The 24,185-nt window shown below is 71.9% G+C and carries 25 protein-coding genes; 11 read left to right on the plus strand and 14 right to left on the minus strand.

The annotated features are described in order from the left end of the window. The 4 genes from H0487_RS13710 to H0487_RS13725 all read right to left on the minus strand — a co-directional run. The coding region (locus H0487_RS13710; protein WP_220793387.1) for a hypothetical protein at positions 1-855 on the minus strand (855 nt) is incomplete at its 3' end. Positions 856-921: 66 nt separating this feature from the next. After that, entirely contained in the window at positions 922-1,908 is a 987-nt protein-coding gene (locus H0487_RS13715) for a lytic transglycosylase domain-containing protein (RefSeq protein ID WP_183094793.1), read from the minus strand. After that, a complete protein-coding gene (locus H0487_RS13720) occupies positions 1,905-2,483 on the minus strand; it encodes a cob(I)yrinic acid a,c-diamide adenosyltransferase (RefSeq protein ID WP_183094794.1) in 579 nt (192 codons plus the stop codon). The genes H0487_RS13715 and H0487_RS13720 overlap by 4 nt, the downstream gene beginning before the upstream one ends. A gap of 42 nt (positions 2,484-2,525) precedes the next feature. Continuing rightward, entirely contained in the window at positions 2,526-3,248 is a 723-nt protein-coding gene (locus H0487_RS13725) for a hypothetical protein (RefSeq protein WP_183094795.1), read from the minus strand. 232 nt (positions 3,249-3,480) lie between these two features. Here H0487_RS13725 and H0487_RS13730 point away from each other — a divergent pair, with 232 nt between their 5' ends. The 5 genes from H0487_RS13730 to H0487_RS13750 all read left to right on the plus strand — a co-directional run bounded on the left by H0487_RS13730 (position 3,481) and on the right by H0487_RS13750 (position 7,743). After that, on the plus strand, positions 3,481-3,792 hold the full coding sequence (locus H0487_RS13730; protein ID WP_183094796.1) for an STAS domain-containing protein: 312 nt from the start codon (positions 3,481-3,483) through the stop codon (positions 3,790-3,792). A gap of 68 nt (positions 3,793-3,860) precedes the next feature. After that, positions 3,861-5,897 carry an ethylmalonyl-CoA mutase gene (locus H0487_RS13735; RefSeq protein WP_183094797.1) on the plus strand — a complete coding sequence of 679 codons (2,037 nt, stop codon included), beginning with the start codon at positions 3,861-3,863 and terminating at the stop codon, positions 5,895-5,897. Between the two features lie 133 nt (positions 5,898-6,030). Further along, the gene (locus tag H0487_RS13740) at positions 6,031-6,231 is read left to right on the plus strand and encodes a hypothetical protein (protein WP_183094798.1); all 201 of its coding nucleotides are present in this window, start codon (positions 6,031-6,033) and stop codon (positions 6,229-6,231) included. Between the two features lie 22 nt (positions 6,232-6,253). Further along, on the plus strand, positions 6,254-6,778 hold the full coding sequence (locus tag H0487_RS13745; protein WP_183094799.1) for a ferritin: 525 nt from the start codon (positions 6,254-6,256) through the stop codon (positions 6,776-6,778). Positions 6,779-6,810: 32 nt separating this feature from the next. Beyond that, positions 6,811-7,743, plus strand: coding sequence for an NAD(P)/FAD-dependent oxidoreductase (locus H0487_RS13750; protein ID WP_183094800.1), 933 nt, complete (start codon positions 6,811-6,813; stop codon positions 7,741-7,743). Here H0487_RS13750 and H0487_RS13755 read toward each other — a convergent pair. Both H0487_RS13755 and nucS read right to left on the minus strand, forming a co-directional pair. Next, the gene (locus tag H0487_RS13755; protein WP_183094801.1) at positions 7,730-8,338 is read right to left on the minus strand and encodes a DUF952 domain-containing protein; all 609 of its coding nucleotides are present in this window, start codon (positions 8,336-8,338) and stop codon (positions 7,730-7,732) included. The two genes, H0487_RS13750 and H0487_RS13755, sit on opposite strands and share 14 nt — an antisense overlap. Positions 8,339-8,341: 3 nt before the next feature. Next, positions 8,342-9,031: an endonuclease NucS gene (gene nucS, locus H0487_RS13760; RefSeq protein WP_183094802.1), complete on the minus strand. Its 690-nt coding sequence runs from the start codon at positions 9,029-9,031 to the stop codon at positions 8,342-8,344. A gap of 112 nt (positions 9,032-9,143) precedes the next feature. Here nucS and H0487_RS13765 point away from each other — a divergent pair, with 112 nt between their 5' ends. Beyond that, complete coding sequence (locus tag H0487_RS13765; RefSeq protein WP_183094803.1) at positions 9,144-10,316, plus strand: 3-hydroxyacyl-CoA dehydrogenase family protein; 1,173 nt, start codon at positions 9,144-9,146, stop codon at positions 10,314-10,316. A gap of 86 nt (positions 10,317-10,402) precedes the next feature. Here the strand turns inward: H0487_RS13765 and H0487_RS13770 are convergent, their stop codons facing one another. Further along, a complete protein-coding gene (locus tag H0487_RS13770; RefSeq protein ID WP_183094804.1) occupies positions 10,403-10,927 on the minus strand; it encodes a DUF4189 domain-containing protein in 525 nt (174 codons plus the stop codon). Positions 10,928-11,011: 84 nt separating this feature from the next. Then, positions 11,012-11,521, minus strand: coding sequence for a hypothetical protein (locus H0487_RS13775; protein ID WP_183094805.1), 510 nt, complete (start codon positions 11,519-11,521; stop codon positions 11,012-11,014). A gap of 343 nt (positions 11,522-11,864) precedes the next feature. Here H0487_RS13775 and H0487_RS13780 point away from each other — a divergent pair, with 343 nt between their 5' ends. After that, positions 11,865-12,635 (plus strand): alpha/beta fold hydrolase, encoded by a 771-nt coding sequence (locus tag H0487_RS13780; RefSeq protein WP_183094806.1) that lies wholly within the window; start codon positions 11,865-11,867, stop codon positions 12,633-12,635. 36 nt (positions 12,636-12,671) lie between these two features. Here H0487_RS13780 and H0487_RS13785 read toward each other — a convergent pair whose 3' ends face one another. Beyond that, positions 12,672-13,208, minus strand: coding sequence for a CGNR zinc finger domain-containing protein (locus tag H0487_RS13785; RefSeq protein ID WP_183094807.1), 537 nt, complete (start codon positions 13,206-13,208; stop codon positions 12,672-12,674). A 38-nt stretch (positions 13,209-13,246) separates the two neighbouring features. Here H0487_RS13785 and H0487_RS13790 point away from each other — a divergent pair, with 38 nt between their 5' ends. Next, positions 13,247-14,221 carry an EamA family transporter gene (locus H0487_RS13790; RefSeq protein ID WP_183094808.1) on the plus strand — a complete coding sequence of 325 codons (975 nt, stop codon included), beginning with the start codon at positions 13,247-13,249 and terminating at the stop codon, positions 14,219-14,221. 17 nt (positions 14,222-14,238) lie between these two features. Here the strand turns inward: H0487_RS13790 and H0487_RS13795 are convergent, their stop codons facing one another. From H0487_RS13795 to ccrA, 5 genes are all read right to left on the minus strand, one after another. Beyond that, complete coding sequence (locus H0487_RS13795; protein WP_183094809.1) at positions 14,239-15,591, minus strand: glycosyltransferase family protein; 1,353 nt, start codon at positions 15,589-15,591, stop codon at positions 14,239-14,241. Between the two features lie 44 nt (positions 15,592-15,635). Next, complete coding sequence (locus H0487_RS13800; RefSeq protein WP_220793389.1) at positions 15,636-16,808, minus strand: AI-2E family transporter; 1,173 nt, start codon at positions 16,806-16,808, stop codon at positions 15,636-15,638. After that, on the minus strand, positions 16,805-18,034 hold the full coding sequence (locus H0487_RS13805) for a coiled-coil domain-containing protein (protein WP_183094810.1): 1,230 nt from the start codon (positions 18,032-18,034) through the stop codon (positions 16,805-16,807). Before H0487_RS13805 ends, H0487_RS13800 begins: the two co-directional genes overlap by 4 nt. A 91-nt stretch (positions 18,035-18,125) precedes the next feature. Further along, positions 18,126-20,777 (minus strand): efflux RND transporter permease subunit, encoded by a 2,652-nt coding sequence (locus tag H0487_RS13810; RefSeq protein WP_183094811.1) that lies wholly within the window; start codon positions 20,775-20,777, stop codon positions 18,126-18,128. Positions 20,778-20,826: 49 nt separating this feature from the next. Beyond that, positions 20,827-22,167, minus strand: coding sequence for a crotonyl-CoA carboxylase/reductase (gene ccrA, locus H0487_RS13815; protein ID WP_183094812.1), 1,341 nt, complete (start codon positions 22,165-22,167; stop codon positions 20,827-20,829). A 144-nt stretch (positions 22,168-22,311) separates the two neighbouring features. Here ccrA and H0487_RS13820 point away from each other — a divergent pair, with 144 nt between their 5' ends. From H0487_RS13820 to H0487_RS13830, 3 genes are all read left to right on the plus strand, one after another. Next, on the plus strand, positions 22,312-23,058 hold the full coding sequence (locus H0487_RS13820) for a LamB/YcsF family protein (protein WP_183094816.1): 747 nt from the start codon (positions 22,312-22,314) through the stop codon (positions 23,056-23,058). Further along, positions 23,055-23,708 carry a 5-oxoprolinase subunit B family protein gene (locus H0487_RS13825; RefSeq protein ID WP_183094813.1) on the plus strand — a complete coding sequence of 218 codons (654 nt, stop codon included), beginning with the start codon at positions 23,055-23,057 and terminating at the stop codon, positions 23,706-23,708. The genes H0487_RS13820 and H0487_RS13825 overlap by 4 nt, the downstream gene beginning before the upstream one ends. Next, positions 23,701-24,185: 5-oxoprolinase subunit C family protein (locus tag H0487_RS13830; protein WP_183094814.1), on the plus strand; the 485-nt coding region annotated here is incomplete at its 3' end. The genes H0487_RS13825 and H0487_RS13830, both read left to right, overlap by 8 nt.

The following is a 24,185-nucleotide window of genomic DNA, read 5'->3' on the forward strand; positions in this document are numbered from 1 at the left end:
GCCGTCGACCTCGACGCCGAGCGTGAGCCGCGCGGTGCCGTCCTCCCGGGTGAGCTCGGCGACCAGGTCGACGGTCTTGTCGCGAAGGGTCACCTCGGTCAGCGGCCGGACCGGGACCAGGTCGATCCCGGCCGCCACGGCCGCACGCAGCATCCGTGGGAGGTGCGGACCGAAGCTCGCCAGCGCCGGAGCCGCCCCCGCGACCTGGTAGCCGCGGTGGCGCTGGAGCGCGCCGTGGAGCGCGCCGAGGGCGTCGGCCTGGTCGGGCAGCAGCCGTCGGGCCGCGACCAGGCCCGGGACGTCGCTCCAGTCGGCGCCCGTCTTGACCCAGGCCTGCTTGGTGCCGGGACGCATCGGCCGCAGGCCGAGCACAGCACCGCCACCGGGGCGGTAGGCGGGGACCAGGCGCTCCTCGAGGGTGAAGTGGAGGGCGATCGGGACCTGCTCGACCTCCTGGTCCGCGGCCCGCGCCAGGTCGTCGACGAGCGAGCCGAGCCGTCGCTCCCAGTCCGGCAGTCGCGCGGAGGGGGAGTGGCCGAGCCGGATCGCGAGCGCGACCGCCGCCCCGTGCTTGCACATGTTGCGGACCGGGCAGGTGCAGAGGCTGAAGATCCACCCCGAGGTCCGCGCCCGGCTACGGCCGCTCGGCCGGCCGACCTCGCAGTGCAGCTGGACGTGGTAGGGCACCGGCGCGCTGCCCTGGACGAACGCGGTCGCCGTCACCGACCCGGCGCTGAGCTGCTGGAGCTGCGGAGGGCCGTCGAACCGGTCGAGGTAGGCCCGGGCGCGCGCCAGCGTCTCGGGGGCGAAGTGCCCCTCGAGGAACTCGTCGGTCAATGAGGCGAGGACGTCCACGGCCTGCTCATGGTGGCACGCGCCAGCGACACCCCGGGCCTCCCTCCACAGGGGCCGGACACACGGTCAGTCGGTGACCGTGCCGAGGTGCCGTTCGGGGTGCCGCGCGACGTACTGACGGACCGGCACCGCGACCGTCGACCGGTAGCCGATGGGCAGCCAGACGTCGCCGATCTCGGAGAGGAAGACGATCTGCCAGTCGGTGAGGCCGTGGAGGGCCGCAGGGTCGCGCTCCAGGATCGCGGCGTAGGAGAGGATGCCGGCCACGTAGCCCGCGTGGTTGTTGTAGCGGTACAGCGCGTTCTCGACGCCGGGCCCGCTCGTCGTCCCCGTGTCGCCACCGTTGGCGGCGAGGTAGTTCGCGGCGCCGAGGATCGCGTCGTGCGGGTCCTCGACGTCGCCGACGCCGTACGCCGCCCAGGTCGACGCGATGAACTGCATCGGCCCCTGGGCGCCGGCGGTCGACAACCCGCGGATCTTGCCGAAGCCGGTCTCGACGAGGTTGATCGCCGCGAGCAGCTCCCACGCGACGCCGTGGACCCGTTCACCCTCCCGGTAGAACCGCAGCAGTGCGCCGGTCGGCTCCGGCTCGACGATCTCCCACGCGGGGACCTCCGCCGACAGCGTCGTCAGCACGCTGCGCAGCGAACGGCGGGCGGTCAGGTGGTCGTCGAGGTCGGCGCGGTGCCGCGCCGGTACCGCGGCCCGCACCCGCGCCTGCCACGCCGGGGTCCGGGCGAGCTGGCGGTACAGGAGCTGGGACTCGAACGCCGCCGCTGAGCGGAGGTGGCCGTCGGCCGTGTCGTCGGCGAGCAGGTCCTCGTCGAGGGTGAGCCGGCGTGCCAGCTCCCGCGGGTCGTGGGCCGCGACGAACCGCTCGGTGTTCGGGGGCGCGCTCGGCTCCGGCTCGGGGCGCTGGGGTCGGGTGTCGGAGGACGACACGTCCACGGGTCCCGGCCGCCGCTCGGGCTCCCGGTCCACGGCGTCGCCCGAGCAGCCCGCTGTACCGAGCGCGAGCGCGCCCGCCACCAGGGCCGAGGCCAGCAGCCTCACTTGCCGCGTTCGCCGCCGGGCACCCACAGCACGTCGCCGTTCTCCCGGTTGGCGTGGCGGGCGAGGATGAAGACGAGGTCGGACAGCCGGTTGAGGTAGGTGATGGCGAGCTTGTTCATCGACTCGCCGTGGACGGCGTACGCCGCCCAGGCGGTGCGCTCGGCGCGGCGGACGACGGTGCGCGCGACGTGGAGGTGCGCGGCGGCCGGGGTGCCGCCGTTGAGGATGAACGAGCGCAGGTTCGGGAGCTGCTCGTTGTAGTGGTCGCACCAGACCTCGAGCCGGTCGACGTAGTCCTGCTCGATCCGCAGCGGCGGGTACTCCGGGTCGGCGACGACCGGCGTGCAGAAGTCGGCACCGACGTCGAACAGGTCGTTCTGGACGTGGGTCAGGACCGCGACGACGTCGTCGTCGAGCCCACCGCTGGCCAGCGCGACGCCGAGGTGGGCGTTGGCCTCGTCGACGTCGGCGTACGCCTCGAGCCGCGGGTCCGTCTTCGAGGTCACGCTCATGTCACCGAGCCGGGTCTCGCCGGCATCGCCGGTGCGCGTGTAGATGCGGGTGAGGTTGACCATGGCCCGAGCCTACGACCGCGCCCGCTCCGCAGTCGTGCCCGGTCAGCCGGTGGTGATGTTCCAGTGGCCGACGGCGCTGACCACCGTGAGATCGGTGCTGTCGCCGTTCCACGGTCCGCCCGCGAACGACTCGATCGCGGCGCACGTGAAGGTGCCCGCCGACGAGGTCGGAGTGACGTCCAGCAGCACGGTCGTGCAACCCGTGTGGAGGCTGTCGGCGAAGTAGTTGCCTTCGTACTGGAGCCCGATGAAGGGGTCGCCCTCCCCGGCAGAGATGTCGTCGACGCCGTCCTCGGAGTAGTCGGTGAGGGTGAGGGTGAAGCCCTGGGTCTCCTCGCCGATCTCGACCGCGAGCTCACCGGGCTCCCAGGTGCCGACCTCCTCTCCGTCGACGGAGAAGGTGAGGCAGTTGGTGCTGCCGTCCGAGAGCTCGATGGCGAACCCCGCGGTCCCGGCGTCGTAGGAGGTCTCGGCCTCGGGCGGGGTGAGGGACCCGGCCGGGGGGACGATGAGGCAGTCGCGGCCGACGTAGTCGGCGAACGGGTCGTCGGAGGGGTCGGGGGAGCCCTCGTCGGTCGTCACGTCGGTCGTCGCGTCGGTCGGCACCTCGGTGGAGACGTCGGTCGGCACGCTTGCGGTGACGATCACCGTCTCGACGTCGTCGGCCTCGTCACCACCGTCGTCGCCGCACCCCGCGAGGAGGGCCGAGGCGGCAAGGGTGGTCAGCACGAGGTGGGCGCGGCGGGGAGAGCGGTTGCGGGGCATGGGACGGCCTTCCGAGAGGGCGGGGGCGGGTCTGGTCAGCATCCTCGCCGCACCCGTGGTCCGCGGGAGGCGAAACCGGAAGACGGGGCCACGAACAGGTGTGACCGACGACACACCGGAGCGATTTGAGGCCCGCATGCAACCGATTCGGTGTGTCGCGCGTCATGGTGGGTAGAGACCACGTTGTCCTTGTCCGTCTCGGGAGGACGCACAAGGCGGGAGGGAGCAGGACATGCAGATCATGACCGACGGCCCGACGCTGATGCTCAGTGGTGACTTCGACGTGCGGAGCACGGGCGAGGTCCGCATCGCGGTCTACGAACACCTGCGTCGCAACGAGGGCGGCGCCATCACCATCGACATGAGCGAGGTCGAGACCGTCGACCTGACCGCGCTCAAGCTGCTCGCCGTCGCCAGCCACTTCGCGCTGCGCGAGGGCCAGCGGATGGTGCTGCGCGGAGCGTGCCCGGCTGTCCGCCGGATGCTGCACCTGAGCCACCTGATCCGGTTCTTCGAGGTGGAGCGCGACGCCGTACCGGCGTGAGGGCGTGTTGAAAACCCCACACGTTCGCGTAGTTACCCAGGGGTAGCGTTGGCCGTAGGCTTCGCGCTATGAGCGAGTCGCAGAACAGCACGCAGGGCACGCCGCCGCAGAAGGACCGGCCGTGGGTGATGCGCACCTACGCCGGGCACTCGACCGCTGAGGCGTCCAACGCGCTGTACCGGACCAACCTGGCCAAGGGCCAGACGGGCCTCTCGGTCGCGTTCGACCTCGTCACGCAGACCGGCTACGACCCCGACAGCGCGATGGCGCGCGGTGAGGTCGGCAAGGTCGGCGTCCCGATCCCGCACCTCGGCGAGATGCGCAAGCTCTTCAAGGACATCCCGCTCGTCGAGATGAACACCTCGATGACGATCAACGCGACGGCCATGTGGATGCTCGCGATGTACCAGGTGGTCGCCGAGGAGCAGAACCCGGACCTGTCGCCCGAGGAGGTCGCCGCCCAGCTCGCCGGCACCACGCAGAACGACATCATCAAGGAGTACCTCTCGCGGGGCACCTACGTGTTCCCGCCCGAGCACTCGCTGCGGCTGATCGCCGACATGATCTCCTACACGGTCCACAAGATCCCCCAGTGGAACCCGATCAACATCTGCAGCTATCACCTGCAGGAGGCCGGAGCGACGCCGACCCAGGAGCTCGCCTACGCGCTGTGCACGGCCATCGCCGTGCTCGACCAGGTGAAGACCTCCGGCCAGGTCGACGACGCCGACTTCGAGAAGGTCGTCGGTCGTATCTCGTTCTTCGTCAACGCCGGCGTGCGCTTCGTCGAGGAGACCTGCAAGATGCGGGCCTTCACCGAGCTCTGGGACGAGATCACCCGGGAGCGCTACGGCGTCCAGGACGAGAAGATGCGCCGGTTCCGCTACGGCGTGCAGGTCAACTCGCTCGGCCTCACCGAGGCCCAGCCCGAGAACAACGTCCAGCGCATCGTGCTCGAGATGCTCGGCGTGACGCTGTCCAAGAACGCGCGCGCCCGCGCTGTCCAGCTGCCCGCGTGGAACGAGGCCCTCGGCCTGCCGCGGCCGTGGGACCAGCAGTGGTCGCTGCGCCTCCAGCAGGTCCTCGCGTTCGAGTCCGACCTGCTCGAGTACGGCGACATCTTCGACGGCTCCCACGTGATCGCGGCGAAGGTCGCCGAGCTCAAGGAGGGTGCGCGGGCCGAGATGGACCGCGTCCAGGCGCTGGGTGGTGCGATCGGCGCGGTCGACTACATGAAGTCCGAGCTGGTCTCCTCCCACGCCCGGCGTCGGGCACGGATCGAGGCCGGCGAGGAGATCATCGTCGGCGTCAACAAGTTCGAGACCACCGAGCCGAGCCCGCTGACGGCCAACCTCGACGACGCGATCATGACCGCGGACCCGAAGGCCGAGGAGGCCGCGCGCGGGTCGGTCGAGGCGTGGAAGAAGGAGCGTGACGAGGCCGAGGTCGCCACGGCGCTCGCCCAGGTCGCCGAGGATGCCAAGAACGGCGTCAACCTGATGACCGCCACCCTCGCCGCCGTCCGTGCGGGCGCGACCACGGGGGAGTGGGCCGGCATCCTGCGCGAGGTGTTCGGCGAGTTCCGCGCCCCGACCGGTGTGTCCGGTGCGGTCGGAGTCGCCGAGGCCGGCGCAGAGCTCGCTGCGGTCCGCGAGGCAGTCCGCGCGACCGGGGACGAGCTCGCGGGCCAGCCGGGTGGCCGGCTGCGGCTCCTCGTCGGCAAGCCGGGGCTCGACGGTCACTCCAACGGTGCCGAGCAGGTCGCTGTCCGTGCCCGGGACGCCGGCTTCGAGGTGATCTACCAGGGCATCCGGCTGACGCCCGAGCAGATCGTGGCCGCGGCCGTCGCCGAGGACGTGCACTGCGTGGGTCTCTCCATCCTCTCCGGCTCGCACATGGAGCTGGTGCCGAGCGTCCTCGAGGGACTGCGTGAGGCCGGTATGGAGGACGTGCCGGTCATCGTCGGCGGGATCATCCCCGAGTCCGACGGCAAGCGCCTCATCGAGCAGGGTGTCGCCGCGGTCTACACGCCGAAGGACTACGGCCTCACCGAGATCATGGGCGGCATCGTCCAGGTGATCCGCGAGGCCAACGGGCTGGTGTGATCGTCGTACCCGGTCTGCATGTCGTGATCTCCCCGATCTTCGACATGCAGACCGGGTACGACGTACAAGCCGATCGTCCGTGTGGCGGACCTAACATAGGCAAGCCTCACCTACCACGCCTATGATCTCCGGCATGGGCAAGAGCAAGAAGTCGAAGGCGTGCAAGGTGCCGAAGACTGAGTGCTGCGTCTCCAAGTCGAAGTGCGGCCGCTGCCCCCTCCGCATGCTCAAGGAGGGCACGATGCCCGACGGCTTCACCGTCAAGAAGCGGGTCGTCGTGAGCACCCGGAGTGGCAAGAAGGCCTCGAAGAAGGACCTGCAGAAGGCTGCCTGAGCAGCCCGATAAGGTTCTCTCCATGGCCGCAACACGCTTCACCGACCAGCTCAACGTGCAGATCGGCAACGAGTTCGCCGCGCACAACCAGTACCTCGCGTGCGCCGTCTACTACGACGCGCTGACGATGCCCCAGATGGCGGCCTTCTTCTACGGCCAGGCGCTCGAGGAGCGCGAGCACGCCATGATGATGGTGCAGTACCTGCTCGACACCGACGCGACCGTCGCCATCCCCGGCGTCGAGGCCCCGGTCTCGGACTTCGCCGACGTGATCGCCCCGGTCAAGCTCGCCCTCGACCAGGAGAAGCGGGTCACCGAGCAGGTCAACGGCCTGCTCCGCATCGCCCGCGAGGAGAGCGACTTCGCCTCCGAGCAGTTCATGCAGTGGTTCATCAAGGAGCAGGTCGAGGAGGTCGCCACGATGAGCGACCTGCTCACGATCGTGACCCGCAGTCAGGACGACCTCAACGACATCGAGGAGTACGTCGCGCGGGAGCAGGGTGGCGCTGCCGCCGACCCGACCGCTCCGGCGGCGGCCGGGGCCTGAGCGTTCCAGGGAGCCGAGCCGGGGGCTGAGCCGTGGCACGGGTGAACGTGGTCGGAGCCGGCGTGACCGGCCTGACCTGCGCGATCCGTCTGGCCGAGGCCGGCCACCGGGTCGACGTGGTCGCTCGTGACCTGCCGCTGGAGACGACCTCTGCCGTGGCGGCAGCACTCTGGTACCCCTACCTGGCGCTGCCGAGGGACCGGGTCACCGGCTGGGCGGCGCGGTCCTACGAGGTCTTCGCCCGCCTCGCTTCCACCCCGGAGACGGGGGTGCGCGTGCTGCCTGGCACGGAGGTCTTCGCGAGCCCGCAGGCCGACCCCTGGTGGGCGTCGGCCGTGCCCGCGCTCGAGCGGGTCCCGCCCGGTGCGCTGCCGGCGGGCATGACGGACGGCTGGTCGTTCGTGGCTCCGGTCGTGGACATGCCGGTCTACCTGCGCTGGCTCACGGCGCGACTGACCGAGCTCGGCGGGACGCTGTCACGGCGCAACCTCTCCGCGCTGCCCGCGCCCGGTCAAGGTCGTGCCGACGTGGTCCTGGACTGCACGGGCCTCGGGGCGCGCCACTTCGCGCACGACGTGTCGGTCGAGCCGGTCCGCGGCCAGGTCGTCCTGGTCGAGCAGTCCGGGCTCGAGCGGTGGTGGCTGGCGGGGGAGGGTGGCGCGCCGACGTACGTCGTCCCGCGGTCCGGCGTCGTCGTGGTCGGTGGGACCGAGGAACGGGGGGACTGGAGCCGCACCCCGGACCCCGAGGTCGCCCGGGCGCTCCTCGCGAGGGCGGCACGCCTGGTGCCGGAGATCGCCGCGGCGCGCGTCGTCCAGCACCGGGTCGGGCTTCGGCCTGCCCGCCCCGCCGTCCGGCTCGAGCGGGACGGCGACGTCGTCCACTGCTACGGCCACGGCGGCGCGGGCGTGACGCTCAGCTGGGGATGCGCCGACGAGGTCCTGGCGCTGGTCAGCGACGCCTGACGTAGATCGCGCGGGCGAGTGCGGCACCGCCGACCAGGCCCACGAGGATGCCGACCGCCGGCGCCACGTCGGACCCGAAGGCCGAGCCCGCGGCGAACCCCAGCAGCGTCGTCGCCATGACGAGCAGCACCAGCGTCATGTTCCGGAACATCTCCTCGAGGAAGAAGCGTCCGAACGAGCCGTCGGGGGTGGGTGCCGGTGCGACCGCCCCCGGGGTCGGTTCGGGGGACGGGGTCGTGGCCGTCTCCGGGGTGCTCGACGCCGCCGTGGTCCCGTCGTCGAGCGGGATCGCCTTGACGACCGCGCTCACCGGGATCGGTCCGTAGATGTGCGGGAACGTCTCGGTCATCCCCGGCGCCGGAGGCTCCTCGACGACCGGTACGCCGAGCAGGTCGGTGTCGATCTGGAGCAGCAGCAGCGGCTCGGTGACGTCGGCATAGAAGCGGGCCCGGACGCCCGGCCACTGGTCACCCCGGCTCGCATGGATGTAGCCCTCCTCTGCCAGCGTCCGACCCAGCGTCGAGATCGTGTAGGCCCCGGCCCGCTGCGCCGCCGCCCAGTCCGAGGCCAGCGAGAGGTGGAAGATCGTCGCCATGGCTCAGAACAGCCGGTCGGTGGGGTCGTCGAGGCCGCGGAGGGCGTCGTAGTCGACAAGGGCGCAGGTGATGCCGCGGTCACCGGCGAGCACCCGCGCCTGGGGCTTGATCTCCTGGGCGGCGAAGATGCCCCGGACGGGGGCGAGCAGCGGGTCGCGGTTGAGGAGCTCGAGGTAGCGGGTGAGCTGCTCGACACCGTCGATCTCGCCGCGGCGCTTGATCTCGACCGCGACGCTGACGCCGTCGGCGTCGCGGCACATCAGGTCGACCGGTCCGATGGCGGTGGGGTACTCGCGCCGTACCAATGACAGGCCGGGGTGGAGGGTGCCGGGGTGCTCGGCGAGCAGCTCCTGGAGGTGCTTCTCCACGCCGTCCTTCTGCAGGCCCGGGTCGATGCCCAGGTCGTGCTGGGAGTCGTGGTGGATCTCCTCGATGAGGATGCGCAGGGTGTCCGGCGTCGCGCCCTTGGCGGCCTTCGCGGTCACGGTCCACTCGACCGCACCCTCGTCGGTGGTGCCCTCGCGCACCGTGCAGGGCGGGGACATCCAGTTGAGTGGCTTGTAGGAGCCGCCGTCGGAGTGGACCAGGACCGAGCCGTCGGCCTTGATCATCAGGACCCGGGTGGCCATCGGGAGGTGGGCGGTGAGGCGCCCGGCGTAGTCCACCTGGCAGCGCGCGACGACGAGTCTCACGATCGCCCAACCTACCGTGGGCCACCGCAGGCCCGGGCCCGGCCTCGACGCGGACCGTCTCGCATAGTTACCAGCCGGTACAACAGTCGTCCGGTTTTGCGACACTGCCTGCATGACGCTGACCAACGAGCAGATCTTCGGCACCCTGGTGCTGCCGTACCTGAACCACGCGGTGCGCATGTACGAGGCGTCGTACGCCTCGAGCACCGACATCGACGCCGGCATGCGATTCGGCTGCGGCTACCCGCAGGGCCCGCTGGCCGTGATCGACGAGCTCGGGGCGGCCACCGTGCGCGACCAGCTCGCCGCCCGGTTCGCCGAGAGCGGCGATCACCTGCACGAGCCGGCCGAGCTGCTCGAGAAGCTCGCGACCGAGGGCCGCACCTTCGCCGAGGAGGCCGCGGGTGCCGAGGCGGCTGCGCCGCAGTTCAAGCAGGAGATCCGCAAGGTCGGCGTCGTCGGCACCGGCACGATGGCCTCGGGCATCGTCCAGGTCTTCGCGCAGGCCGGCTACGACGTCGTGTTCGTCGGTCGCGGCGACGACAAGATCAACGGCGTGATCGCCTTCATCGACAAGGGCCTCTCCAAGCTCGTCGAGAAGGAGAAGATCACCGAGGACACCAAGTCCGACGTCCTCGGCCGGATCAGCGGGTCGACCGAGCGTGAGGCGCTCGCCGACGTCGACATCGTCGTCGAGGCGATCGCGGAGGACCTCGGCATCAAGACCGACCTCTACAAGGACCTCGACCGGATCTGCAAGCCCGGCGCGATCCTCGCGACCACCACGTCGTCGATGCCGATCACCAAGCTGGGCGAGGTCACCTCCCGCCCCGAGGCCGTCATCGGCATGCACTTCTTCAACCCGGCCACGATCATGAAGCTGGTCGAGGTCGTCACCACCGACGACACCGCCGCGGACGTCAACGAGACGGTCCTCGCGCTGTGCGCCAACGTCGGCAAGGTCGCCGTGTCCTGCGGCGACCGCTCGGGCTTCATCGTCAACTGCCTGCTGTTCCCCTACCTCAACGACGCCGTCACGCTCCTCGAGTCGGGCGCCGCGACGATGGACGAGATCGATGCTGCGATCAAGGAGCAGGCCAAGTTCCCGATGGGTCCGTTCCAGCTGCTCGACGTCGTCGGCAACGACGTCTCGCTGGCGATCCAGCAGGAGCTGCACGCCGAGTTCAAGGAGCCCGGCTTCACGCCGGCCGCCCTGCTCGAGCAGAAGGTCGCCGAGGGCAAGCTCGGCCGCAAGACCGGCGAGGGCTTCCACAGCTACGCCTGACCTGCTCGTCGTACGACGAAGCGGGCCCGCACCCCCCCGGGGGCGGGGCCGCTGTCGTCGTCAGGCCCGCTGAGCGGGCGTTCGGCTCAGCGCGAGCGCGTGGTGCAGAGCCAGTAGTGGATCCGCTCGCGGCCGTCGCCCCGGACCTTGTCGAGCGCCGCTGCCTTGGCGTCGGCCTCGCGGTAGGCGTAGGCCGTGCGCCACTCGGCGAGCGTGCCGTCGAGGATGCGGACCGCCAGGGCCATGCAGCCGTTGCGCACCCAGCCGGCCTTCTCGCACTGGCCGGGGTAGCCCTCGCCGGCCTCGGAACGGGTCTTGCAGCTGCGGTGCGCGACGTTGATCGCCGTGTCCTTGGCGCGCTTGTCGTTGGCCCACCCGACCTGGCCGGTGCGGGTGTTGAACGAGACGGCCGCGAAGCACTGGTGGCGACGCCAGTTGCAGGAGGCGAGGCGCTCGCCCTGCGCAGCGCGGTCGAGGTCGGCGCCGGTGGCCGGTCGCGGCGGTTCGGTCGCCTGGGCGGACGCGGTCGGCGCCGTGGCGAGCAGGACCCCGCCCAGCAGCACGGCGGTGGCCAGTGCGAGCAGCGAGCGGAGGACGGTGGTGAGTCCCATATTTCTTGATCTCCCGGATGGATGAAGAAGGTTGACGGGGGTCATCATGCACCGCCGCCACCCGGCTAAACCGGGAGACGTAGGTCAGAAGCGGCGCGGGGTGCAGTAGTAGCCGGAGCTGATAGTGCCGCGGCCGTCGACGATCCGACGAGCTTCGCGCTGGGCACCCTTGGGGCCGTAGGCCTTGCCCTTGGCCCACTCGACGAGCCGCTCGTTGCGGACCCGCCAGGCGACGGCGACGCAGCCGTTCTGGACGACGACCTCGCGCTGGCCCGGCGCCTGGCACGCGGTGCGGTGGCCGGCGTTCGGCGGCCGGTTGCGGCAGTGGCTGAGCGCCGAGCTCATCGCACCGGCCTTGGTCGCCCAGTCGCCCTTCTGCGTCCAGCCGCCGCGCAGCGTCTGGGTGTTGAACGAGATCGCTCCCCAGCAGCGGGGGAGGCAGCCCGGCGCGCGGGCGGCGAGCTGGGTGGTCGTCACCTTCTCGGCCGGGGCGACCGGCGCGGCCGACGTGGCGGGCGCGGCCAGCAGCGTGCCGCCGAGCAGCAGCGCCGCAGCCAGTGCGAGCAGCAGGCGGAGGATCGAGGCGGTGCGCAAGAGAAGTCTCCCCAGAGTCGATGACGTGCCTGCATTCACCCTAACCCGAACCGCCGGGTCGCCGGGCCGGTCCCCCACCTCCGGCCCAGCGGCGTGTCGATTTCCGAGAACTTCGCCGAAAGCGGCGTAAGGAAAGCCGCCTCCTGCACGTCCATCGGGCGACACGCCGACAGGCGCGTCACCCGATCGGGCGACACAGTGGGGCTGGGGTCTGCCTGTGGAACCAGCTGCTCGAGCTGCGGGACTAGCAGGTTGGCGACGCCGCTGAAGGGAGCTGCGCGGTCGCTGGATGGCGGACGGAGCCGCGGGTAGAGGAGCGGTGCCCGCCTGAGAGACTGGGCGGGTGCCGCTCTCCACGACGTCGTACGGCGACCACGGCAGCCGGATCGTCTTCTGTCACGGGTTGTTCGGGCAGGGGCGGAACTGGACGCAGCACGCCAAGGCGTTGGCGGGGGAGCACCGGGTGCTCCTCGTCGACATGCCGGACCACGGGCGTTCGCCGTGGAGCGAGCGGATCGACTTCCTCGCCGCGGCCGACCAGGTGGCCGAGCTGCTGAGTGCGGACGACCCGGTCGTGCTCGTGGGGCACTCGATGGGCGGCAAGACCGCGATGGCGCTGGCGCTGCGGCACCCCGAGCTCGTCGAGCGGCTGTGCATCGTGGACGTGGCTCCGGTCGCCTACCAGCACGCCGGCGAGTTCGTGCGCTACATCGACGCGATGCTGGCGATCGATCTCGCCACCCTGACCGAGCGGTCCGCCGCCGACGCCGCTCTGCGCCCGGTGGTGCCGAACGACGGTGTGCGCGGATTCCTCCTCCAGAACCTGCGCCGCGACGGCGACGCCTGGCACTGGCAGCCCAACCTCGCGCTGCTGCGGTCCGACATGGACCGCGTGGGCGGCTGGCCGGCCGAGGCGCTCGCCGGCACGTCGTACGACGGACCGGTGCTGTGGATCGGCGGCTCGGAGTCGGCCTACGTCCTCGAGGACTACGCGGGCGCGATGGAGCAGTACTTCCCGAGGGTCCGCCGGGTCACGATCAAGGGCGCCGGCCACTGGGTGCACTCCGAGCAGCCCGCCGTGTTCCTCGAGGTGCTGCGTCGGTTCGTCACCTGACCCCGTCGGAGTCGTGGCGGGATCCGGCGGCGCGGGTCAGTTGGCCGCCTGGCGCGCCCGGTAGGCCGCGACGGCGTTGCGGTTGCCGCACGCGGTGGAGCAGAAGCGGCGCGAGCGGTTGCGCGACAGGTCCAGCACGAGACCCTCGCAGTCGTCGTCGGCGCAGACGCCGAGCCGGGACAGCTCGTCGGCCCGGATGACGTCGATCATCGCCATCGCGGTCTCGACGATGATCCGGTCGGCGAGCGGCCGGTCGGGCGCCACGGCGTGCAGGTGCCAGTCGTAGCCGTCGTGCCGCGCGAGCTGGGGGAGCGCCTTGGCCTGGAAGAGCATCTCGTTGACCTCGACCGCCGCCTGGTCGCGGCCGCTGGTGAGCAACGTGCGCAGTCGCGGGAGGATCCCCCGGACGGCGTCGACCTCCGCCTGGTCGCCGTCGTGACGGCCCGTGTAGCCGAAGTCGGAGAGGAACTCGTCGAGCTCGTCGGGGGTCGTCAGCGACACCGGCTCGACATCGGAGTTGACGAGGGTGACCGCGGCCTGGAGCGCCATCGCGGTGTCATGGGCGAATACCACGTTGACAGGTTACCGCAGGATGACTACCGTCATGAGTCATGGCGACGATGACTCATGACGAGGCGGTGGTGGTCCCGCCCCGGTCCGCGACCGGGATCGCGGTGGCCCTGTTCTCGGCCGTCTCGTTCGCCCTCTCGGGTGCGCTCGCCTCGCCGCTGCTGGACGCCGGCTGGAGCGCCGGCGCCGTCGTCCTGGTCCGGATCGGGCTCGGCGCGCTGGTCGTCCTGCCGTTCGGCGTGGTCGCGCTGCGCGGCCGGTGGTCGCTGCTGCGCCGCAACCTGCCGCTCGTGCTGACCTACGGGCTGCTCGCCGTCGCCGGGGCCCAGTTCTGCTACTTCTCGGCCGTCGAGTACCTCGAGGTCGGCCCGGCGCTCCTCATCGAGTACACCGCCCCGGCGGCCGTCGTCGTGTGGCTCTGGCTGCGTCACGGCCAGCGCCCGGGCCGGCTGACGCTCCTCGGCGCCGCGGTGGCCGCGCTCGGCCTGCTGCTCGTCCTCGACGTGCTCGCCGGTTTCGGCCTGCACGCGGGCGGCGTCGCGTGGGCGCTCGCCGCGATGGTCGGCGCGGCGACCTACTTCGTCATCTCGGCCGACGACACGACCGGGCTGCCCCCGATCACCCTCGCCGCCGGCGGCCTCGTGGTCGGCGGTGTCGCGCTCGGCCTGCTCGGGCTCGTCGGCGTGCTGCCGATGGCTGCCGAGACCTCGACCGTCACCTACGCCGACACCGAGGTCGAGTGGTGGGTGCCGCTGGTCCTGCTCGGCCTGGTGACGGCCGCCCTGGCCTACGTCGCGGGGATCGCGGCGGCCCGGCTGCTCGGATCGCGCCTCGCGTCGTTCGTGGCGTTGTCCGAGGTCGTCGCCGGCGTCCTCTGGGCGTGGGCCCTCCTCGGCGAGCTCCCCGGTGTCTGGCAGCTGGTCGGCGGCCTGCTGGTGCTCCTGGGCGTCATCGGCGTCAAGCTCGGCGAGCGGTCCACGCCGCGCGAGATCGACGCGCTGACCCCGCTGGCGTGACCACCCTGCCGGCGTGATCAGCCCGCCGGGCAGCGGTAGTAGCGCACCCGGTAGCCCCGGTCGCGCAGCACCGTCCGCCCGGTGCACCCGAGCTCCTCGAGCCGCTCGACGCCCGGCCCGGTGCGGGTGCTGTAGACGAGGACGCGCCGCCCCTCCACGTCGCCGGGGGCCAGGGTCGCCGGGTCGCGCACCTCGTCGAAGAACGGGTCCGGGTGGGGGTCGCTGACGGCGGACAGGTCGTGGTTGTCGGCGAACGCGAGGGGATAGGCCGCCGCGACGGCGCGCGCCGCCGGGTCGGTGAAGACGACGCTCGCGTTGGACCGGACCGCGGTCTCGGCGACGGCGCGCAGGTCGTGCGGCTTGGCGTCGGTGCCCCGCTGCGCGACGACGAGCGGTACGACGGCCAGCAGGCTCACCGCGCCGACGAGGAGCGGTGTCCGTCGGGGGAGCTCGGCGGCGCCGATCACGGCCGCAGCGGCGAAGGCGGGGACGGCGAACGCGAGGTACCGCGCGTGCACCCAGCCCGCGTCGCCCAGGGCGCTCCCGACCGCCAGCGCCGTGGGAACCGCGGCCCAGGATCCGAGCAGCACGACGAGCCACTCGTCACGGGCCTGCCAGCGACGGACCAGGCCGTAGGCGGCGAGCCCGATCACGGCGAAGGCCACGACCTCGCGGGTGTGCAGGGGGTCGCCCACGTCACCGCCGACGAGCTCGTGGACCAGGACGGTGTCCCAGCGGTAGTCCACGTCGGCCAACCACGAGACCTGGGCGCGCTGTCCCCAGGCGACCAGGGCGAGCGGCGAGGTGGCGGCGCCGACGCAGGCCGCGGTGAGGAGCCAGGTCCGCAGCGCCCACCGCTCCACCGCGGCGACGGCGATCCCGTGCGCCAGCATCAGCAGCGCGAGGTAGAGGTGCCACCAGCAGACGACGGTGGCGAGCACGCCGTACAGCACCCAGGTCGCGCGCGTGTCCTTGAAGCGGGCGTCGTCGAGGGCGAGGGTCGCGAGCACGGCGAGGGCGGCGGCCCACGCATAGCTGCGCCCGTCGACCGCGGCCCAGGAGAGGCCCGGCAGCAGGGCGGTCGCGAGCCCGGCGGCGACGGCGGTCGGGAGCGGCAGGTAGCGCAGGACGAGGACGACGACGCCCGCTGCGGCGACGCCGACGCCGAGCGCGCTGAACGCGCGCACCGCCTCGATCGACTCACCCGTCACGGCGGTCCAGCAGCGCAGCGCCAGGTAGTAGAGCCCGTGCACGGCGTCGACCTCGCCGAGCACGTCGAGGACCTCGCCCGGCGGTCGCCGGAGCAGGCTGAGCGTGACCGCCTCGTCGGTCCAGATCGTCGGACGGCCTGCGCCGACCAGCCCGAGCACCGTGGCGACGACTCCGGTGAGGATCGCCGCGGTCGGGCGCGAGCTCAGCGCAGGTCCTGCTGCTTGACCACGACCTCGCGGATGATGAGGAGCACGGCGGCCGCCGCGGGGATCGCCAGCAGGGCGCCGACCACGCCGAGCAGTGCGGTGCCCGTCAATGCCGCGATCACGATGACGGCCCCCGGCAGGTCGACGGTGCGGCCCATCACGCGCGGGTAGATGACGTAGTTCTCGATCTGCTGGTAGATCACGTAGAAGATCACCGCGGCGATGCCGCTCTTGACGTCGGTCGCGAACGCGATGGCGCAGACGACGACGGCGCCGAGCGTGGCCCCGATCATCGGGATGACGTCGAGGACGGCGACGACGAACGCGAGCGCGACGGCGTACTCCCGCACCTCGGTGAACCAGAGGAACACCAGCGAGGAGAGGCCGGCGCAGAGCGCGACGACGAACGCGCCGGACACGTAGCCGCCGATGTTGTGGATGATCTTGTCGCCGAGCCTGGCGACCCGATCGCGCCGCGAGGCCGGGGCCAGCTGGTAGACGGCGCCGGTCGTCGTCTTGAGCGAGGAGAGGAAGTAGAGCGTCAGCACCAGGATGATGAACGCGTTGAACAGTGCGGAGATGATCTTGAGGCCGAAGCCGAGCGCGCCGCCGAAGAGCGTCGAGATGAAGTCCCCGTCGGTGACGAACGCCTTGGCCTTGTCGACGATCTCGTACTCGTCGTTGAGGTCCTGGACCTGCTTGTTCTCCTGGAGCTGGTCGAACCAGATCGGGGCGTTGTCGGTCAGCAGCTGGATCTGGTCGGCGATGACCGGGACGATCGCGACCACGAACAGCGCCAGCGTCGCGAGCGCCGCGACGATGACCAGCGCGACGGCATAGCTGCGGCGCAGGCCGCGCCGCTCGAGGAACTCGACCGACGGGTTGAGGCCGGCGGCGAGGAAGAACGAGACGACCACCAGCATCAGGACCGAGCCGATGCCGAGGAGCGCCTGGAAGAGCCAGTACGCCAGCAGCAGGCCGACGCCGCCGACGAACCCGACGTAGAACGGGGACCGCCGGTCGAAGGGCTGGCCGAGCTCGCCGTAGGGGAGCGGTACGGCGGCCGCTCCGTCGACGAAGTCCTCGCTGATGGTCGGGGGAGTGGCCTCCGGGCCGGGGGCGGACGCGCCGTCCTGAGGGGCGGCCGTCCGCCGCCGGCCGAAGCTCAACTCTTGTCCTCGTCAGTTCCCTCGGCGAACCCGGAGACGAGGTCGGCCAGGGACGCCAGCTGCGCGCTGATCGCGTCGCGGCGCTTGGTGACCCGCTCGAGCTCGGACCGGGTCACGGCCAGCTGACGCTGCGCGTCGGCCTCGCCGCTGGCGGTGATCGATTCGGCCTGCGTCCGGGCGGAGGCCACGATCTGCTCGGCCTCGCGGCGGGCGCGGCTGAGCAGCGCCTCGGACTCGGTCTGGGCAGCCGTGCGGTTCTCGGCGGAGAGCCGGCCGGCCTCGGAGGCGCGCTGCTCGGCGGCGGCCGCGCGCTGCTCGGCCTCCTCGACCAGGCGCCGGGTCTCGGCGACCGCGGTGTTGTGGTGGTCGGTCGCCTCGCGAGCGAGCCGCTCCTTCTCCACCGCGAGCATCCGGCGGGCCTCCTGGACCTCCCGGTCGGCCGCGGCACGCGCCTGCTCGACCTCGCGCTGGACGGCGCTGCGCTGCTCGCTGGCCTCCTGCTGGGCGGCGAGCCGCAGCTGCTCCGCCTCGCGCTTGGCGGCGGCGAGCTCGTCGCTCGCGGTGCTCCGGGCCAGGGACAGCTCCTGCTCGGCGTTGGCCAGCAGGCGGGTGCGGTTCTCCTCGAGCTCGCGGAGCTGGACGGCGCGCATGTCCTCGGCCTCGCGCGCGGCCTCGGCGCGGATCGCCTTGGCGTCGCGGGTCGCCTGGTCGCGGATCTCCGCCGCGTCACGCTCGGCGATCCCACGGATCTCGTCGGACTCCTCCTCGGCGAGGCGCAGCATCGCGCTTGCGCGGCCCCCCAGGCCGGCGTAGGACGGGTTGTCGGACTCGGCGAGCTCGTCCTTCGCGGAGGCGAGCTGCTTCTCGAGCTCGATCACGCGCTGCTCGGACTCGGTCAGGCTGGCCCCCAGCGCAGCCTTCTCGCTCGCGAGCTGACGGATCTGGGCATCGACCGCCGCTTGGTCGTAGCCACCGCGTCGGACCACCGGCAACGCGGCTGTCGACGCTCCCGGCGCGCGGGTGGGCGCGGGTTGCGGAGCCGCAGCGGGTGCGGGCTGAGCCGGCTGGGTGGGGGCGGACGTGGTCACGGGCATCACCTGGGTCGCTTCGTGGTCGGAGGGGGGCTGGGTGGGGGACGTGCCGGAGGGTGGGGCGTCCTTCGGCGGCGGTGCCGGCGGGGTCGAGCCGGACTGGCTGTCGAAGATGGACAGACCTTGGTCGCTCATGCTGGGGAAGCTCCCTAAATCGCGGTCGGGGAACGAGGTCCGCTCCATGATCCCTGATCGCCCGGAGTTTCCCCACCCCCGACCCGCGCATTTAGACGCCGGAGCCCGACACCGTCGCGACCTCAGGCAGTCCGAGGGCCACCTCGAGGTCGGCGCAGAGGGCGAGCGGGCCGGTGTAGCGGCGCATCGGGTCCTTGCTCATCGCCAGACGGAGGACCCGGTTGACGGCCAGGGTGAGCGGCTCCCGGCCGTCGAGCTGGGGGACGCGGGTCATCCGATGGGCGTCGCGGACGGCCTCCGGCGTCGGACCGCTGTACGGCGGCCGCCCGGTGGCCGTGGTCCAGAGCAGGCACCCGAGGGCGTAGACGTCGGCGCTCGCCGACGGCCCGGCCACGCCCTCGGGCGGGTCGAAGCCGGGGTTGCGGGCCAGGGTGCCGGGTGGCTGGGAACCCAGCTCGCGGGCGAGCGCGGTCACCTGCTCCACGGCGGCGCGCAGCGGCATCCCCTGAGCAGTCGTCGGGGCGGTCGCCGGAGCTGCCCCCGGCGGTGGTGGTGGCGGCGGAGGAGGCGGCGGTGGCGGCGGCAGGGTCCCGGTCGGCACGGCGGGGACGAGGTGCCCCTCCTCGCGGAAGCCGTGGCGCTCCCACCAGCGCCGCATCGGCCCGGGCGCCCACCAGTTGAGGCGACCGAGCAGAGCCATCGTGGCCGGCACCATGAGTGCTCGCACGATCGTCGCGTCGACGACCAGGGCGACGACCATGCCGACGCCGAGCATCTTCATGAGCACGATGTCGCCGGTCGCGAAGGCGCCGATGACGACGCCGAGGAGCAGCGCGGCCGAGGTGATGATCCGACCGGTCGACTGGACGCCGCCGGCCACGGAGAGCTCGTGGTCGCCGGTCGCGTCCCAGCGCTCGCGCACCCGGGAGAGCAGGAAGACCTCGTAGTCCATCGACAGCCCGAACAGGATGGCCAGCATCAGGATCGGGTTGGTGGCCTCGAGGAAGCCGGGGGAGTCGAAGCCGAGCAGTCCCGAGAGGTGCCCGTCGTTGAAGATCCACGTCACGACGCCGAACGACGCGGTGATGGAGAAGGCGTTCATCACGATCGCCTTGAGGGGCAGCACCACCGAGCCGAAGGCGACGAACAGCAGCACCAGCATCACCGTGAGGACGATGAGCCCCATCAGCGGCAGGTGGCCGTGGACCGAGGCGATGAGGTCGACGGTGTCGGCGGTCAGGCCGCCGACCAGCGCGGTGCCGGCCTCGGGCTCGACGTCGCGGAGGTCCTCGACGATGCGCTGGGAGTCCTCGGACTGGCTGTTGCCGTCCCACAGCACCCGGAGCAGCGCGGCGTCGGTCTCCTCCTCGAGCACGACGACCTGCCGGACGCCGTCCACCTCGCCGGCCGCGGCGGCGTACTGAGCGACCCCGGTGGCGTCGGTGTCCTGGAGCACGACGGTCGCGAGCGAGGTCTCCGGGCCGAACTCGAGGAGCTTCTCGGCGGCGATCCGGGACGGGGCGTCCGCGGGAAGGATGCGGTGGTCGATCCCGCCCCACTTGGCGCCGAGGAACGGCGACGCGACGGCCAGCAGGATGACGCTGGTCACCGCGAGGACGGCGACCGGGTGCCGCATGACGGCGCGTGCCAGGCTCGCCCAGCGCCCGTCGTCGGACCCCGGCTCGGGCATGTTCCACGGCTTGCGCCAGGGCAGCCGGCCCTTGTCGATGCGGCGCCCGAGCAGCACCAGGATCGCCGGCAGCACGGTGATCGCGGCGAGCATCGCGATGAGGACCGCAGCGATGCCGCCGTAGCCCATGCTCCGGAGGAAGACCTGCGGGAAGACGAGCAGGCTCGACATCGACGCGGCGACGACGAGGCCCGAGAACATGACGGTCCGGCCGGCGGTCGCCAGCGTCCGGGCGACCGCGGCCCGCGGCGCGGCGGGGTCGTCGGGCGGGAGCAGCGCGAGCTCCTCGCGGAACCGGCTGACGATGAACAGCGAGTAGTCGACGGCCAGGCCGATTCCGAGCAGCGAGATGACGTTGATGGAGAACATCGACACGTCGGTGAAGAGCGTGAGCAGCCGCATCACCGCGATCGAGACCAGCAGCGCGATGATCCCGAGCAGCGCGGGCATCGCCGAGGCGGTCAGGCTTCCGAAGATGAGGAGCGCCAGCAGGACGACGAGCGGGAGCGAGAGCAGCTCGGCCTGCTTGAGGTCCTCCTCGGTGATGACGTTGACGTCGGCGTGGGCGGGGTAGAGCCCTGCGAGGTCGGTCTCGAGGCCCTCGGCGTGGAGGAGTGGCTCGATCTCGTCATAGCTGATGAGCTGCTCGTTGAGGGTGTCGCCGGCGAGCGACACGTGCACCTGCACGGCGTGGCGGTCCGGGGAGACGAAACCCGCATCGTCCGGGACGGCGAAGTAGGGGACCGTCCGGACGACCTCGTCGACGGCGAGGTCGTCGACGACGGCCGCGACGGCCGCCTGGAACTCGGGGTCGTCAGCGGTCAGGTCGTCGCTGGAGTAGATCGCGACGACGTCCGGCGTGTGGTTGCCGAAGAGCGCCCGTTCCGCCGCGACGGCGCGGACGCCCTCGGAGCCGGGGTCCTCGAACCCGCCCCGGCCCAGGTCGTCCATCACCCCGGCGCCGTAGACGGCGGCGGCCAGGACGAGAACGACCGCTGCAGCCAGGACCAGTCGGGCATGGCGCCCGACCGTCCCGGCCCAGCGGTCGATCACGGCCGCAATCTAGCGGCCTTCCGGGTCGAGCGGAGTCAGATGACCCGGATCAGATGCCCCGGAACAGGTTGATCTTGTCGAGGTGCTTCGCGCGGAGCTCCTCGTTGCGGACGCCCAGGCCCTCCTCGGGGGAGAGGCAGAGCACGCCGACCTTGCCCTGGTGCTTGTTGTGGTGCACGTCGAGCGCGGCCTGGCCGGTGTCCTCGAGCTTGTAGGTTCGCGACAGGGTCGGGTGGATCTTGCCCTGGGCGATGAGGCGGTTGGCCTCCCACGACTCGCGGTAGTTGGCGAAGTGGCTGGAGATGATCCTCTTGAGGTTCATCCACAGGTAGCGGTTGTCGTACTCGTGCATGAAACCGGTGGTCGACGCGCAGGTGGTGATCGTGCCGCCCTTGCGGGTGACGTAGACCGAGGCGCCGAAGGTCTCGCGACCCGGGTGCTCGAAGACGATGTCGATGTCCTCACCGCCGGTGAGCTCGCGGATGGCCTTGCCGAAGCGCTGCCACTCCTTCGGGTTCTGCTGGGTGCCCTCGTCGTTCCAGAACTTCGGAGCGAGCTCGGAGCGGTTGATGACGTGCTCGGCGCCCATGTTGCGGACGATCTGGGCCTTCTCCTCGTTGGAGACCACGCAGATGGGGTTGGCACCACCGTTGAGGGCGTACTGGGTCGCGAAGCCGCCGAGGCCGCCGGAGGCGCCCCAGATGAGGACGTTGTCGCCCTGCTTCATGTTGCCGCCGTTGGCGGAGACGAGCTGGCGGTAGGCGGTGCAGTTGACGAGGCCGGGGGAGGCGGCCTCCTCCCAGGTGAGGTGCTCGGGCTTCGGCATCAGCTGGTTGGCCTTGACCATCGCGACGTCGGCGAGGCCGCCGAAGTTGGTCTCGAAGCCCCAGATGCGCTGCGAGGAGTCGAGCATCGTGTCGTTGTGCCCGTCGGGCGACTCCAGCTCGACCGAGAGGCAGTGGGCGACGACCCGGTCGCCCGGCTTCCACTTGGTGACGCCCGCGCCGACGGCGAGGACGACGCCGGACAGGTCGGAGCCCACGATGTGGTAGTCGAGGTTGTGGCGCGCGCCGAGGTCGGACTCGCGGCCGTAGCGCTCGAGGAAGCCGAAGGTGGAGACCGGCTCGAAGATCGAGGTCCACACGGTGTTGTAGTTGATCGCCGACGCCATGACGGCGACGAACGCCTCGCCCGGGCCGAGCTCGGGAAGCGCGACCTCGTCGAGGTGCAGGGACTTGCGGGGGTCCTTGTCGCGGGACGCGAGGCCCTCGAACATGTCGACCTCGTCCTTGTGCACCGTCATGGCGCGGTAGGACTGGGGAAGCTCGAGGTTGGCGAAGTCCTCAGCGGAGGTGTCTTCGGCCTGGATGGCGTCGAGGATGTGCTGCACGGTCGTTGTCTCCCTGTTGGACTATCGGGTGGCGAATCGAGAATTGGGCACGGCCGCCGCGTAGATTACCCATGAGTAACCCTTGCGTGGCTACTTCGTGACGGGCGTCTCACGTCGTGTGTGCGCCACGATAGGGGGGTGACGTTGCAGTCAGGTCGCCCGTCCGTCGATCTCAATGCCGATGTGGGCGAGTCGTTCGGTCGTTGGACCCTCGGTGATGACGAGGCGCTGCTCGCCGTCGTCACCAGCGCCAACGTCGCCTGCGGGTTCCACGCAGGCGATCCGCTGACCCTGCGGCGCACCTGCGCCGAGGCGGTACGACGCGGCGTGCGGATCGGCGCCCAGGTCGGCTACCGCGACCTCGCCGGATTCGGGCGCCGATTCATGGAGGTGCCCGCGGACGAGCTCGCCGCCGACGTCCTCTACCAGCTCGGCGCCCTCGACGGGATCGCCCGCGCTGCCGGCGGCCGGGTCGCCTACCTGAAGCCGCACGGGGCGCTCTACAACGCGATCGTCACTCACCAGGCGCAGGCCCGGGCGGTCGTCGAGGCGGTGCTCGCCTTCCAGGACGGTCACGGGGTGGCGCTGCCGGTCCTGGGCCTGCCCGGGTCGTCGTTCCTGGAGCTCGCCGCGCAGGCCGGTCTGCCGGTGGTCCCCGAGGGGTTCGCCGACCGGGCCTACCGCCCCGACGGGACGCTGGCGCCGCGCAGCGAGCCCGGGGCGGTCCTCACCGATCCCCGAGCCGTGGCCGCGCAGGCCGTGCGGCTCGCGGGGTCGGGCACCGTCGGCTCGATCTGCGTCCACGGCGACTCCCCGGACGCGGCGGTGCTGGCCACCGCGGTCCGGGCCGGGCTCGCGGGCGGGGGCTTCACCGTCCGGGCGTTCGCGTGAGCCCGCAGGTCCTGCCGTACGGCGACCGCGCCCTCCTCCTCGAGCTGCCGGACACCGCCGCCGTCGTCGCCTACGTCGACGCGCTCGCCGCCGCCCCCGGCTTCGCCGACCTCGTCGACGACGTGGTCCCCGGCGCTCGCACCGTCCTGGTCCGTGCCCGCCGCGGCGTCGACCTGGCGCAGCTCGAGACGCGCTGCAGGGCCGAGATCGCGATCGTCCCCCCGGAGGAGCACCCGCTCGGTCCGGACGTCGGTGCCTTGCCGGGGGGACCATCGCGCGTCGAGATCCCGGTGGAGTACGACGGCCCGGATCTCGGGGAGGTCGCTCGGCTGACGGGCCTCACCCGCGACGAGGTGGTGGAGGCGCACACCGGCACTCCGTGGCGGGTGGCGTTCGGGGGCTTCGCCCCGGGGTTCGCCTACCTCGTCGGGGGCGACCCGCGGCTCCACGTGCCCCGGCGCGCCACGCCACGGACGGCGGTGCCGGCCGGTGCCGTCGGGCTGGCGGGGGAGTTCAGCGGCGTCTACCCGCGGGAGTCGCCCGGCGGCTGGCAGCTCATCGGCACCACCGCCGAGCGGATGTGGGACCTCGACCGCGACCAGCCCGCTCTCCTCGCGGCGGGTGCCACGGTGAGGTTCGTGCGTGCCTGAGCTCCTCGTGCACCGGTGCGGCACGGCGACCGTGCAGGACGCGGGCCGCCCCGGCCAGGCCGCGATCGGCGTCGGACGGTCGGGTGCGGCCGACCTGGCGTCGTACGCACTGGGGAACCGGCTCGTCGGCAACGCGCCGGGCGCAGCCAGCCTCGAGGTGGTCCTCGGTGGGCTCGAGGTCGAGGCCGGCGGCACCTTGTGGGTCTGCGTCACGGGCGCCCCCGCCCCGGTCACGATCGACGGTCGTGCTGAGGCGTCGGGGGCGGTCCTGGCCCTTCGGCCGGGGCAGCGGCTGGTGCTCGGCGTCCCGCCCGACGGGCTGCGCTCCTACCTCGCCGTCCGGGGCGCGATCGACGTGCCCGCCGTGCTCGGGTCCCGCTCCCGTGACACCCTCGCCGCGCTCGGACCGGAGCCGGTGCGCGGCGGCGACCGGCTCCCGATCGGGGTCGCCGTCGTCGACGAGATCCGGGTCGACGC

Origin of the sequence: Nocardioides stalactiti (assembly GCF_014180715.1) — a bacterium.
Taxonomy (GTDB): Bacteria; Actinomycetota; Actinomycetes; order Propionibacteriales; family Nocardioidaceae; genus Nocardioides; species Nocardioides stalactiti.